Annotated in this window: 17 protein-coding genes; 12 read left to right on the top strand and 5 right to left on the bottom strand. The window is 59.4% G+C overall.

Annotated elements, in window-relative coordinates:
• Positions 1 to 254 precede the first annotated feature (254 nt).
• From pgsA to ACFWW2_RS10675, 4 genes are all read left to right on the top strand, one after another.
• Entirely contained in the window at positions 255 to 920 is a 666-nt protein-coding gene (gene pgsA / locus ACFWW2_RS10690) for a CDP-diacylglycerol--glycerol-3-phosphate 3-phosphatidyltransferase (protein ID WP_393928013.1), read from the top strand.
• The gene (gene moaD / locus ACFWW2_RS10685) at positions 920 to 1,165 is read left to right on the top strand and encodes a molybdopterin converting factor subunit 1 (protein WP_393928012.1); all 246 of its coding nucleotides are present in this window, start codon (positions 920 to 922) and stop codon (positions 1,163 to 1,165) included. Before pgsA ends, moaD begins: the two co-directional genes overlap by 1 nt.
• On the top strand, positions 1,166 to 1,606 hold the full coding sequence (locus ACFWW2_RS10680; protein WP_393928011.1) for a molybdenum cofactor biosynthesis protein MoaE: 441 nt from the start codon (positions 1,166 to 1,168) through the stop codon (positions 1,604 to 1,606).
• A 135-nt stretch (positions 1,607 to 1,741) separates the two neighbouring features.
• The gene (locus ACFWW2_RS10675) at positions 1,742 to 2,557 is read left to right on the top strand and encodes a DUF6544 family protein (protein WP_393928010.1); all 816 of its coding nucleotides are present in this window, start codon (positions 1,742 to 1,744) and stop codon (positions 2,555 to 2,557) included.
• An 8-nt stretch (positions 2,558 to 2,565) separates the two neighbouring features.
• On the opposite strand, the gene ACFWW2_RS10670 is transcribed toward ACFWW2_RS10675, so the two are convergent.
• Positions 2,566 to 3,159, bottom strand: coding sequence for a DNA-3-methyladenine glycosylase I (locus tag ACFWW2_RS10670; RefSeq protein ID WP_393928009.1), 594 nt, complete (start codon positions 3,157 to 3,159; stop codon positions 2,566 to 2,568).
• A 66-nt stretch (positions 3,160 to 3,225) separates the two neighbouring features.
• Between ACFWW2_RS10670 and ACFWW2_RS10665 the strand changes: the two genes are divergently transcribed.
• From ACFWW2_RS10665 to ACFWW2_RS10645, 5 genes are all read left to right on the top strand, one after another.
• On the top strand, positions 3,226 to 4,032 hold the full coding sequence (locus ACFWW2_RS10665) for an EAL domain-containing protein (protein ID WP_393928008.1): 807 nt from the start codon (positions 3,226 to 3,228) through the stop codon (positions 4,030 to 4,032).
• 150 nt (positions 4,033 to 4,182) lie between these two features.
• Positions 4,183 to 5,358 (top strand): acetyl-CoA C-acetyltransferase, encoded by a 1,176-nt coding sequence (locus ACFWW2_RS10660; RefSeq protein WP_393928007.1) that lies wholly within the window; start codon positions 4,183 to 4,185, stop codon positions 5,356 to 5,358.
• Between the two features lie 34 nt (positions 5,359 to 5,392).
• Positions 5,393 to 6,229, top strand: a complete 837-nt coding sequence (locus ACFWW2_RS10655) for a patatin-like phospholipase family protein (RefSeq protein WP_393928006.1) — start codon at positions 5,393 to 5,395, stop codon at positions 6,227 to 6,229.
• Between the two features lie 18 nt (positions 6,230 to 6,247).
• Positions 6,248 to 6,973 (top strand): acetoacetyl-CoA reductase, encoded by a 726-nt coding sequence (gene phbB / locus ACFWW2_RS10650; RefSeq protein WP_393928005.1) that lies wholly within the window; start codon positions 6,248 to 6,250, stop codon positions 6,971 to 6,973.
• Between the two features lie 309 nt (positions 6,974 to 7,282).
• A complete protein-coding gene (locus ACFWW2_RS10645; protein ID WP_393928004.1) occupies positions 7,283 to 8,227 on the top strand; it encodes a transcriptional regulator GcvA in 945 nt (314 codons plus the stop codon).
• Positions 8,228 to 8,264: 37 nt separating this feature from the next.
• Here the strand turns inward: ACFWW2_RS10645 and ACFWW2_RS10640 are convergent, their stop codons facing one another.
• From ACFWW2_RS10640 to ACFWW2_RS10630, 3 genes are all read right to left on the bottom strand, one after another.
• Positions 8,265 to 8,432, bottom strand: coding sequence for a YdcH family protein (locus tag ACFWW2_RS10640; protein WP_393928003.1), 168 nt, complete (start codon positions 8,430 to 8,432; stop codon positions 8,265 to 8,267).
• Between the two features lie 118 nt (positions 8,433 to 8,550).
• Positions 8,551 to 9,327, bottom strand: a complete 777-nt coding sequence (locus tag ACFWW2_RS10635; RefSeq protein ID WP_393928002.1) for a tRNA1(Val) (adenine(37)-N6)-methyltransferase — start codon at positions 9,325 to 9,327, stop codon at positions 8,551 to 8,553.
• On the bottom strand, positions 9,299 to 9,517 hold the full coding sequence (locus ACFWW2_RS10630) for a DUF2007 domain-containing protein (protein WP_108386257.1): 219 nt from the start codon (positions 9,515 to 9,517) through the stop codon (positions 9,299 to 9,301). The genes ACFWW2_RS10635 and ACFWW2_RS10630 overlap by 29 nt, the downstream gene beginning before the upstream one ends.
• A 55-nt stretch (positions 9,518 to 9,572) precedes the next feature.
• Between ACFWW2_RS10630 and ACFWW2_RS10625 the strand changes: the two genes are divergently transcribed.
• The 3 genes from ACFWW2_RS10625 to ACFWW2_RS10615 are packed head-to-tail and all read left to right on the top strand — an operon-like array spanning position 9,573 to position 11,767.
• The gene (locus ACFWW2_RS10625; protein ID WP_393928001.1) at positions 9,573 to 10,571 is read left to right on the top strand and encodes a polyprenyl synthetase family protein; all 999 of its coding nucleotides are present in this window, start codon (positions 9,573 to 9,575) and stop codon (positions 10,569 to 10,571) included.
• Positions 10,568 to 10,909 (top strand): copper resistance protein CopC, encoded by a 342-nt coding sequence (locus ACFWW2_RS10620; RefSeq protein WP_393928000.1) that lies wholly within the window; start codon positions 10,568 to 10,570, stop codon positions 10,907 to 10,909. The genes ACFWW2_RS10625 and ACFWW2_RS10620 overlap by 4 nt, the downstream gene beginning before the upstream one ends.
• Before the next feature lie 3 nt (positions 10,910 to 10,912).
• Positions 10,913 to 11,767, top strand: coding sequence for a copper resistance D family protein (locus tag ACFWW2_RS10615; protein WP_393927999.1), 855 nt, complete (start codon positions 10,913 to 10,915; stop codon positions 11,765 to 11,767).
• A 22-nt stretch (positions 11,768 to 11,789) separates the two neighbouring features.
• On the opposite strand, the gene ACFWW2_RS10610 is transcribed toward ACFWW2_RS10615, so the two are convergent.
• Positions 11,790 to 12,236, bottom strand: a complete 447-nt coding sequence (locus tag ACFWW2_RS10610; RefSeq protein WP_393927998.1) for a DUF3238 domain-containing protein — start codon at positions 12,234 to 12,236, stop codon at positions 11,790 to 11,792.
• Positions 12,237 to 12,283: the final 47 nt, after the last annotated feature.

Raw genomic sequence — 12,283 nt, 5'->3', positions numbered from 1 at the left:
TTGGTTGTGGTGCTGGTCGGACTATGCGGCAAAGGGCAGGTCGGGTTGAGACATGTCCAAAACCTGCGCGGGATACGGCGCAAGCCCATGATTTGCAGGCATCTTTTCGCCGGTTCCGTTTTGGGGCGGGCGCTGCCCGGCGGTATCCTGCACTACGCCGCCAATGGATCAGGCACGCATATGCCACCAAAATGCAAAGCGCTGATATCACGCCCCCTCTGGCGTCAACCAAGCCCACGCGCTACCACTGACCCATGCAACTGAACCTGCCCAATATCCTCACCATTCTCCGCCTTCTGGCGGCGCCCGGCGTGGTGATCATGTTTTTGTACTTCAACCGCCCCTGGGCGGACTGGTTTGCGCTGGTGCTCTTTGTGTCGGCAGCGGTGACAGATTTCCTTGATGGCTACCTGGCCCGGCTGTGGAAACAGGAAAGCAAACTGGGGGCGATGCTGGATCCGATCGCCGACAAGGCGATGGTGATCATCGCACTTGTGGTCATCACCGGCTTTTCCGGCATGAACCCGTGGATCCTGCTGCCAGCGACGGTCATCATATTTCGTGAGGTATTTGTGTCTGGCCTGCGCGAATTTCTGGGGGATACGGCAGGAACGCTCAAGGTGACCAATCTGGCGAAATGGAAAACCACCGCCCAGATGGTCGCTATCGCGGTCCTGTTTTCAAGAGGCGCGTTTGAGCATTACATGATTGAGCAGACCATCGGTATGGACCCAATCATGATTATGGGCATTCTGGATGGATCGATCCCCGATGAACTGGGTCTGCGCTGGAAAAGCATCGGTTTTGATGTCAGTTGGTGGGGGGGGATCACATTGCTGTGGGTCGCGGCGCTGCTTACCTTGATGACCGGCTGGGATTATTTCAGCAAGGCCCGCCCCTATCTGAAGGATGTTGGCTGATGAACGTAATGTATTTCGCATGGGTCCGGGAACGGATCGGCGTACCGCAGGAAACGGTGGAAACCGAGGCCGCAACGGTCAACGACCTGATCGCAGAGCTGAAAACCCGCGAAGACCGCTATGCCGCCGCCTTTGCCGATATCAGTGCGTTGCGGGTAGCGCTCGATCAGGAATTGTCCGATTTCGATGCGCCGCTCGCCGGGGTGCGCGAGGTCGCGTTCTTTCCCCCAATGACAGGCGGCTGAATGCAGGTCCGGGTCCAGTCAGAACCGTTTGACGCCGGGGCGGAACTGAACGGCTTTGCGCAAGGGCGAACGGATATCGGTGCGGTGGTCAGCTTTACAGGCCTGGTCCGGGATACGGATGGCACGCTGCAGGAAATGCTGATCGAACATTACCCCGGCATGACCACATCCGCGATCACCAAGATCGTGGAAGAGGCTGTGACCCGCTGGACCCTCGCCGATGCGCTGGTCATACACCGCCATGGCCCGCTCAAACCCGGCGAGCCAATCATGATGGTCGCCACCGCCGCAGCCCACCGGGCAGCCGCCTTTGCCGCCGCCGATTTCCTGATGGACTACCTGAAATCACGTGCGCCCTTCTGGAAGAAAGAAATCACCGATCAGGGGGCGGATTGGGTCGCTGCCAAGGATGAAGACGAAGATGCGCTGAAACGGTGGTGAAACACCGCGTGCGCGGAACGTCCCGAATATCGGCATTTTGACCGCCCTGCCGGACACCTTCCGCTCCTTGCGATAGGTCAATGCCCGCTCCGCTGACAGATGCTAGATCGCCTTTGTATTCTGGGGAGTTATCCAATGAAGACAGCGATTTTCGTCTGCCTGATCCTGTTGCTCGCCGCCGTCCTTGCCCAGTTTTTCCTTGCCGGGCGGTTTCTGGCCGAGATCACACGGCAAGAACAAAGCATCCGCACGGCACCTGCCGCCGACCTGCGCGACCCCGCCGAAATCCCTGAAGCCATGCGGCGTTTCGCTGGGCGGGGGCTGGCTAGTCAGGCGAACCCGCCGCGCGCGGTGCATCTGACGCAAGAGGCCCAGGTGCTACAGGGCGAGACCTGGTCGACCTCTCAAACCCACCAGCATATCGCCATCGCCGAACCGGCATTCGTCTGGGTGGCCCATGGGGCGGGCTGGCCGGTACCGGCTGTCCGCGTGATGGATCGCTTTACTGGCGGCGAAGGGTTGCTGGAGGTGCGGCTGTTCGGATCGATCCGCGTCGGGCAGTTCACCGGGCCAGATGCAGATATAGGCGAGGCGATGCGTTATCTGGCAGAACTGCCATTCGCGCCCGACGCGATTGTTTCGAACGGTTCCATCCTCTGGCGGCAGATCGACGCGCAGACAGTTGAAGCGGAACTGGCGCTACCCCCGGGGTCTGCCGTGGTGCGGTTTCACCTCGATGACGCGGGTGACGTGGTCGAAGTTACGGCGGACGACCGGCCTGATGTCTCTTCCGGCGAAAGGGTTCTGCGTCAATGGCGTGGCGTATTTTCCGATTATGAAGAGATCGGCGGGCGCCGTGTTCCGCAAATGGCCGAGGTCGGTTATGTGAATGACGGCGTCTACGCCCCTTATTTCCGGGGCCGCATCACCTCTTACGAAGTGCTGAAATAAGGGCCGGATCAGGGCCAGACAGATGCCGGGTCACGCGCCAGCGCCGCACACGGTTCATGCCGAAAGCATGTCGTCAGGTGATTGTTGATCAACCCCGTCGCCTCCATGAACGCATAAACAATCGTCGGGCCGCAAAATTTGAACCCGGCTTTCTTCAGATCCTTTGATATCTGTTCCGACAAAGGCGATTGGGTTGGCATTTGCGCGCGGTCCGATAGGCTCGTCCGGAGCGGCACGCCGTCCACATAGTTCCACAAAATACGGTCAAACCCGTCCCGCGCCTCGATCTCCTGCCACGCCCGCGCATTGCCAATGGTCGCTTCGATTTTGCCGCGATGGCGGATGATGCCGGGATTGGCCAGCAGGCGCTGCACATCATCCTCGCCCCAGTCCGCAATCACATGTGGATCAAAACCGGCAAAAGCAGCACGAAAGTTCTCGCGCTTCTTCAGGATCGTGATCCAGCTGAGACCCGCCTGAAAACCATCAAGGATCAGTTTTTCCCACAGCGCGCGGCTGTCATATTCCGGCACGCCCCATTCAGTGTCGTGGTAATCGACATAGATCTGTTCGGTCCCGGCCCAGCCGCAGCGTTCCACCATGCTCTGTCCTTAATCAGTTGTTAGCAGGCCATGGGCCATGTTGCGCAGACAGTATGGAATCCGATCATGCAGAACGCCACGCTCAGCCGCGCAGAAATCGACGAAAAGGCCCTTTTGGACCCGTTGCATTACGCAATGGCCAGCCGCGATGCGGATGTGATGAGCCTCGTGCGCGACGCGCTGGCAGCCGGGCGGGCGAAACTGGCCTTTCACCCAATCGTCACGGCGGACGCACAGCCGCGCATCGCCTTTTACGAGGGGCTGGTGCGGCTAATGGACGACGCGGGCCGGATCATCCCAGCGGCGCATTTCATGCCCACCGTCGAAGAAACCGGGATGGGGCGGCAGATTGACTGCATCACGCTTGATCTGGCGCTGAAAAAGCTGAAACAGAATCCGGGCATCCGGCTGTCGGTCAATCTGTCGGCGCGGTCCATCGGCGACGGGGAATGGCGGCGCATCCTCGATCATGGGCTCTTGGACCGGTCCAATCTGGGCGACCGGCTGATCTTTGAAATCAGCGAAACCTCCGCCATGATGCTGCATGAAAACGTGATCCGGTTCATGGCCGAAATGCAGCCCAAGGGGGTGGCTTTCGCACTCGACGGGTTCGGGGCAGGGATGACCGCGTTTCGGTATCTCAAGGATTTCTTTTTCGATCTGGTCAAGATCGACAAAAGCTTCATCAAGGATATCGAAAATGATCCCGACAATCAGGTCCTGACCGAGGCGCTGATCACCGTCGCCCATCAGTTCGAAATGTTCGCCATCGCCGACGGGGTCGAATCCGAGGCTGAGGCGACATTTCTCAAAAGCCTCGGCGTCGACTGCCTGCAGGGCTATCATTACGGCGTGCCCAAATTCGATCTCTGACAGACATGCACCAAATGCATAGGGGGAATCACATTGCCCTAGGTCAGCCAACCCAATAAACAAGTGGAGAGCGGCAGGGGGGCCTGCTCAAACCCAACGGGTATGTCCGGCCTCGTCCTGCCAAGGGAACAAACCTGAAGGGACCTATTCATGACCAATGTTGTTATCGCTTCTGCCGCCCGCACCGCCGTCGGCAGCTTCATGGGGGCGTTCGCCAATACCCCCGCCCATGACCTCGGCGCACGCGTGCTGGAAGAGGTGGTCGATCGGGCAGGCATCGACAAATCCGAAGTCAGCGAAACAATCCTTGGTCAGGTGCTGACAGCCGCACAAGGCCAGAACCCGGCCCGTCAGGCCCATATCAACGCAGGGCTACCGAAAGAGGCGGCGGCCTGGGGCATCAATCAGGTTTGCGGGTCCGGCTTGCGTGCTGTCGCCCTTGGCGCCCAGCATATCCAACTGGGTGATGCCGACATCGTCGCTGCAGGCGGTCAGGAAAGCATGACACTCAGCCCCCACGCCGCCGCCTTGCGCGCCGGTCAGAAAATGGGCGACATGAAATATATCGACACCATGATCCGCGACGGGTTGTGGGATGCGTTCAACAACTACCACATGGGGCAAACAGCCGAAAACGTGGCCGACCAATGGCAGATCACCCGCGACATGCAGGATGAATTTGCCGTTGCGTCCCAGAACAAGGCCGAAGCCGCCCAGAAAGCCGGCAAATTCGCCGATGAAATCGCTGCCTTCACCGTCAAGACCCGCAAGGGCGACATTGTGGTCGATCAGGATGAATATATCCGCCACGGCGCCACCATCGAAGCGATGCAAAAATTGCGTCCGGCCTTCACCAAGGACGGGTCGGTCACTGCCGCCAACGCCTCTGGCCTGAATGACGGGGCCGCAGCCACGCTGCTGATGTCGGCGGACAATGCCGAAAAGCGGGGGATCGAACCGCTGGCGCGCATCGCATCCTACGCCACCGCCGGGCTGGACCCATCGGTTATGGGTGTCGGTCCGATCTACGCCTCGCGCAAGGCGCTGGAAAAGGCAGGCTGGTCCGTTGACGACCTCGACCTTGTCGAAGCCAACGAAGCCTTCGCGGCCCAAGCCTGCGCGGTCAACAAGGATATGGGCTGGGACCCTTCCATCGTGAACGTCAATGGCGGGGCCATCGCCATCGGTCACCCCATCGGGGCGTCCGGTTGCCGGGTCCTGAACACGCTTCTGTTCGAAATGAAACGGCGCGACGCCAAAAAAGGCCTGGCCACGCTGTGCATCGGCGGCGGCATGGGTGTCGCACTTTGCGTCGAACGCCCGTAAGCGTGGCGATCAGCCGCGATAGGCACGCCGCCTGATGAACACTGGTCAACACCACTATGATCAGTTGGTGTTCTCGGGCGGCGGCACGCGCTGTTTCTGGCAGGGCGGATTTCTTGATGTGGTCCGGGGCAAACTTGCCCTGGATCCCACAAGGATCGCCGGGGTCAGTGGTGGTGCGCTGACCGGGGTCGGCTTCATCGCCCATTGCGGGCCTCGCGTTCTTGAAACAATGAAATCCGCTTTCGCGGCACAAGACAGCAACATCCCCTGGAACGAACCGGACGATACCGACGGGCTGACACTGCACCAGCGGGTCTATCGAGACGTCATCGAAGAGGTGGTAACAACCAACGTTGCCTCCGATGTGGCCAATGGACCAGCTTACCAAATCCTGCTTGGGCACCCGCCAGGCGACAGCACGTTCAGCGCCACTGCCGCAACCCTTGCCTACGAGGCTGAATTGCACCTGATCAACGCACCGCATTTCAACTGGGCCGAAAAGATCGGCGTGACATCCACGCTGGTCGATGCCAACGCGGCAGCGCGCGACGGGCGGCTAGCCGATCTGGTCTGCGCTGCGGCGACGATCCCCCCCATTTTCGAAATGCCGCTTTGGGATGGCAAGCCGGTCATCGACGGGGGCATGGCCGATCAGGCACCGATGCCTGATCCTGACCGCGGGCGCACTCTTGTGCTGCTGACCCGGCACTATCGCAATTTGCCCGATCATCCCAACCGGCACTATATCGCACCAGAAAACGAAACCCCCGCCGACAAGATCGACTTTACCGACCCCGACAAGATCCAGAAAACCTGGGACTGCGGCGTGGTGGACGGCAGGCAGTTTTTGCAAGAACATCAGATCAACTAACCCAAGGAGGAGAATCATATGTCCCGTGTCGCACTCGTCACCGGAGGATCGCGCGGAATTGGCGCAGCAATTTCAACCGCACTCAAGGATGCAGGCTATACCGTGGCCGCCACTTATGCCGGGAACGATGAAAAGGCCGCGGCCTTCACATCCGAAACCGGCATCAAGACCTATAAATGGGATGTCGGCAATTACGAGGCTTGCGCCGAGGGTATCAAACAGATCGAAAGTGATCTGGGCCCGGTCGAAATCCTCGTCAACAACGCGGGCATCACCCGCGACGCGCCATTCCATAAAATGACACCGCAGCAGTGGCATGAATGTATCGACACCAACCTGAACGGTGTTTTCAACATGACCCACAATGTCTGGGGCGGGATGCGCGAACGCAAATTCGGGCGGATCGTCACGATCAGCTCGATCAACGGGCAAAAGGGGCAGTTCGCCCAGGCGAACTATGCCGCGACCAAGGCTGGTGATATCGGCTTTACCAAGGCGCTGGCCCAGGAAGGCGCGCGCGCCGGGATCACGGTAAACGTCGTTGCCCCCGGCTACATCAATACCGAAATGATGAGCACGATCCCCGAAAAGGTCATGAACGAGGTGATCCTGCCGCAGATCCCTGTCGGGCGTCTGGGCGAGGCATCGGAAATCGCACGCACCGTGGCGTTCCTTGTGTCTGACGACGCCGGGTTCATCACCGGCTCCACCATTTCCGCCAATGGCGGCCAATACATGAGCTGACGGGGCATCCCGGAAAACAGCAAGGGCCACGCCGCTATGGCGTGGCCCTTTTCCGTTCGGCTGTGTGCACCCAACCGGAGCGAATTATTTGGCGCGGCGTGTCAGCCACTGCCAGGCGTGGCGCAGAACCGCACTGCGTTCTTCATGGGCGCGTTCAAAACCGTGGCGGACGCGGGCGTTTGGGGTTGTCTCGAACATGGGTCAATTCCTTTTGAGGTGTCTTTTGATCTGCACCCAATATGCGCCTCGAAACACGCCGCGACAAACGAGACTTCCTATAGGTTCAGTTAAGCTGTATTAAACTGAATTATGAAGGAAAGATTACCACCACTCACTGCCCTGCGCGCGTTCGAAGCTGCGTCGCGCCACATGTCATTCGCAAAGGCGGCGGAGGAATTGAACGTCACGCCTGCCGCATTATCCTACCAGATCAAGGCGTTAGAGGCGGATTTGGGCACGCCCGTCTTTCGCCGCCTGAACCGCGCCGTGGAACTGACCGAGGCGGGGCGCACTCTTGCCCCAGGCACGTCCGACGCCTTTGGCACCTTGTCTGCGGCCTGGCGCAATGCAAAACGATTGAATGATAGCAGTGTCCTGACCGTGACGGCGGGTCCGGCCTTTACATCAAAATGGCTGGCACCCCGACTTTACGATTTTGCACAGGCGCATCCCGAAATCGAATTGCGTTTTCACGCCAGCCTGCGCATCGCCAATTTTGATCGGGACGAGGTTGATGTGGCGATCCGGTTCGGCCTTGGCACGACTGGCGATGTCTTTGCCGAACCGCTGATACAGGAATGGATGACACCGATGATGAGCCCGGAACTGGCGCGCGACATCACCACGCCCGCCGATCTGGCAGGCGCCACGCTGATCCATGACGACTCGATTGCCTTTCTAGAACCGCCTTGCGACTGGGCGGCGTGGTGCAAGGCCGCAGAGATCAACATCGACACAGACCATGGCCCCCGGTTTTCACAAGCCGATCATGCACTTGATGTCGCGATGACCGGGGCAGGGGTCGTGTTGGCACGGGTGTCACTGGCGACCCGCGCATTGGAGACAGGGCGCCTGGTCGCTCCGTTTGATCTGGGCATCGTCGCCGACGCGCAATTCCGTTTCGTTTGCCCAAAAGGCAACGAAACACGCCCGCATATCAAAGCGTTCCACGACTGGATGATGGATGAGATCAAGGCCTCTCGAAAATACGAGAACGGTCGTCGGCTTGTCATGGCCAGCGATTTGTCTGATTAGGCACTGGCGGAGTGCGCCAGCGCCGGATGTCGCAGCTTTAGTGAGCGCTCAGCCGCGTGATTTCTTCCTTGAGCTGCAGCTTCTGTTTCTTCAGCTTCGCAATCTCGAGATCGTCAGTAGCCGGACTGCGTTGAAGAGCTTCGACATGTTCCGAGAGGTGTTGGTGCTTCTTCTTCAGTTCCTGCAAATGCGAACTCAAGCTCATGGTCGTCCTCCTCTGGGTTGGTTAACAAGTTTATTGCACCATATCTAAACCGCCGAGTCACGCTGCAAGGCAGCAATTCGACATGATAACAGGCTGGATCAGAAAGGTTGCCAGAACATTAATCACCAAAAGGAAGCGCTGCACCATTCCGCAAAATGTCGCGTACCAGCGGGGTATAGCTTTCCTGATCACCCTGATGCACGACACCTTCGTGCATCACCAGCGCGGACGTCATTCGGAACGCAGCCCGCCCTTCCTGCCGGGCGCGCAACAGAAACAGTTCCGGCGCGCGTCCTTCGCGCCCCGCAATCGGCAGCACCACGATGGACCCCAGCCGCCCGGACAGCGCGGCCAAGACCTCAGGCAGCCGTTCGATCCGCTGAATGATCGTCAGATAGCTTTTCGGCCCGACCCGGCGCGCACCAACATCCAGCCAATCGGCCAGCGGGGTGCCGCCCCCGAGCGCCAGATCGCGGCCCCCGTCATCAGATGCGGTGCCCGCGCCCCGGTCAAAATAGGGCGGGTTCATGATGACATGGTCAAACCGCCTCTGGCGCAGATCAGCCGGTAAAGCACATAAATCCGCCGAGACAACGTCAAACGCGGCCCCATTCTCCGCCGCGTTGCGCCGGGCGAGGGCCGCATAATCGGCCTGCACTTCCACTCCAGTCAGCGTCAGCCCCGGCACGCGTGCCGCCAGACACAGCGATGCCACACCAACCCCGCACCCCAACTCCAGTACACCCTGTCCGGGCTTTGCAGGCACCGATGCGGCCAACAGCACCGGATCAACTCCCGCCCGATACCCCCGGCGCGGCTGCCAGACACGCAGCTTGCCCCCCAAAAAGTCGTCGCAGGTCAGCGTCTCAGTCACGGCCCAGATCAATCTCACCATCGCGCATCACGGCCTCAGCCATGAACAAATCGCGGTCCATCACCATCAGCCGACGCGGCATTATGCCTATGCTGCCTTCCAAGACGCTCATGTTTACGTCGAAGGTGAACCAGTCTATACCTTCCGCGTCCAGCAGGGCAGTTGCAAAGGCGATGACGGTGGGGTCGTTGGTGCGCAAAAGCTCTTTCATATAGCAGACCTAAGACGGGGCGCGGCCCTTGTCTATCCACATGACGGAACCGTTAATGAGCCTCGATATCGCCGCCACCAAACCGCATGAACAACTGGCTGCGGCACTGTCCGACGACCTGAGCGCGGTCAATGACATGATCCGCGCCCGTATGTCATCCGAACACGCCCCCCGTATTCCAGAGGTTACGGCCCACCTGGTCGAAGCCGGTGGCAAAAGGCTGCGGCCGATGCTGACCCTCGCTGCGGCGCGCATGTGCGGCTATGACGGGCCCTATCACATCCATCTTGCTGCGACGGTCGAATTCATCCACACCGCCACACTGCTACATGACGACGTGGTGGATGAAAGCAAACAGCGGCGCGGGCGACCGACGGCCAACCTGCTTTGGGACAATACCTCCAGCGTGCTGGTCGGCGATTATCTGTTTGCCCGGTCGTTCCAGTTGATGGTCGAGACCGGGTCGATGCGGGTGCTTGATATCCTCGCCAATGCGGCGGCCACAATCGCCGAAGGCGAGGTGCTGCAACTGACCGCCGCCAGCGATCTGGCAACAACGGAAGAGATTTACATCAAGGTTGTGCGCGGCAAGACCGCAGCACTCTTCTCTGCCGCGATGGAAGTCGGGGGCGAAATCGCCGGGCAGGACGCGGCCACCAAACAGGCGCTTTATGATTATGGTGATGCGCTGGGCATCGCGTTTCAGATCGTCGATGACCTGCTTGATTACGGCGGCACCACCGCCACGGGTAAAAACGTCGGCGATGATTTCCGCGAACGCAAACTGACCCTGCCGGTGATCCGGGCGGTGGCCAAGGCGGACGCGACTGAACGGGACTTCTGGGTGCGGACCATCCAGAAAGGACGGCAGGAAGATGGCGATCTTGATCATGCCATCAGCCTTCTGGCCAAACACGGCACGATGGAAAGTACGCGACAGGACGCGATTGCCTGGGCAGACAAGGCAAAAAAGTCGCTATCGGGGATTTCCGACCACCCCCTAAAAACCATGTTGATCGATCTGGCAGACTATGTGGTAGAACGGATTACATGAAACACCTCTTGCTTGCCGGTCTGATCGGCATGATTGCCACAGCCGCCACGGCCCATTCGCCACTGCAAAACACAGACCCTGTGGACCAGTCCAGCATCGCGGCCGCACCTGCCGAACTTCAGCTCAATTTTCGCGGGGGCATGCGGCTGACCCGGGTGACAGCGACCCATGATGATGGCGAGGCCTTTGACCTCGACCTGGCTGGGCAGACCGGTTTCGTGTCGGATTACAGCCTGACTTTTCCCGATCAGGGCGCAGGTGTTTATGTGATTGTCTGGCGCGGACTGGGGGATGATGGGCACGCGCAAACGGGCGAATTCACATTCACCGTGGAATGACCCATGCCGGATCTATGGGGCATCATTGAGATCATCACAAAGGCGGCGCTCTATCTTGGGGTGCTGACCTCCTGCGGCACGGCATTTGCGGCCTATATGATCGGGCCTGATCTGGGGCCTTACAGGCGGATCGCGCTGTCCTTTGCCATCCTTGGACTTCTGGCATCGGTGCTGATCTTCTGTCTGCGGGGGGTAACCCTGACCGGGGATGTATCCGGCATGACCGACCCCGAAATACTTGGCCTGCTCTGGGGCAGTGCAGCCGGTACGGCGCTGATGCTGCGGCTGGCGGGGCTTGGCATACTGATCCTGGGGCTGGTTCTGCCGGGTGGGTTTGTCACGCTGGCGGCCATTGGCGGGCTGGTGGCAGTCGGGTCATTCACCCAGGTCGGACACATATCGCGCTTTGACACATGGTGGCTCAGCGTGCTCCTCGCGATCCACCTTGTCGGTGTTGCGTTCTGGATCGGGGTTCTGATCCCGCTCAGGCGATTGGCATTGACCAAAGGCAACCTGTGGCGCGCGGCCGAGGTGGGGGACAAGTTCGGCAAGACCGCCCTGATGACCGTGCCGGTCCTGATCGCGGCAGGTGGGTATATGGGTTACACATTGGTCGGAACGGTCGAGGCGCTGACCACAACAGCCTATGGGCAGGCGATCGTGATCAAGGTGGCGCTGGTCGCGGTGCTGTTGTTTTTCGCCGCCATGAACAAACTGCGCTTCGTGCCTCAGGTCAGGCTCGGCAACCGGGAAGCAGCCGAGAGTCTGGCACGCTCCATCTCGCGCGAATGGGTCGTGATTGGCGGGATCATTGTGGTGACGGCTGTGCTGACCTCGGGGCTGACACTGCCAACCTGACCAGACGCCGCTTCGGTCAGTTTCAAAAGTCGCAAGGACCAAACTTTGTGTCCTTGGACCCGAACAGTTTTTGCAGGTCTTTGGACTTGTGTTTGTATTGATAAATGACTTCCGTACCTTTCTTGATTGAATAGGCGGGATAGCCGTCATGGGCACCCTTCACAGTGCCGCTGCCATCCGCGTTCACCTTGAACGCCATCTCATAATCAATATTGGGCATGAAGCCGACGCCACTGGCCGTCTGTCCAACCGTCTTGAACGTGACAGACTGGCCGGAGAATTCGATATTCTTGATGGTAAAGGCATCACGGACGGATTTCAGCTCCCACGATCCGATCTTTGTCGTGCCGGTTACATACGAGGATTTGACCGACTTGGATGAAAAATCAACGTCAATCGTCTGGGTGGATTTCATGCCGGGCTGCGGATCGAATGACAGGATTTCTGTCTTGATAACAAAAGTCGTCATATTGACCTCATGTTTGTGAATAAAGGCAGAAGCATATATTCGGTCAA

This window comes from Yoonia sp. R2-816, assembly GCF_046762905.1.
GTDB lineage: Bacteria > Pseudomonadota > Alphaproteobacteria > Rhodobacterales > Rhodobacteraceae > Yoonia.
This window is presented reverse-complemented; position numbering and strand designations above follow the sequence as displayed.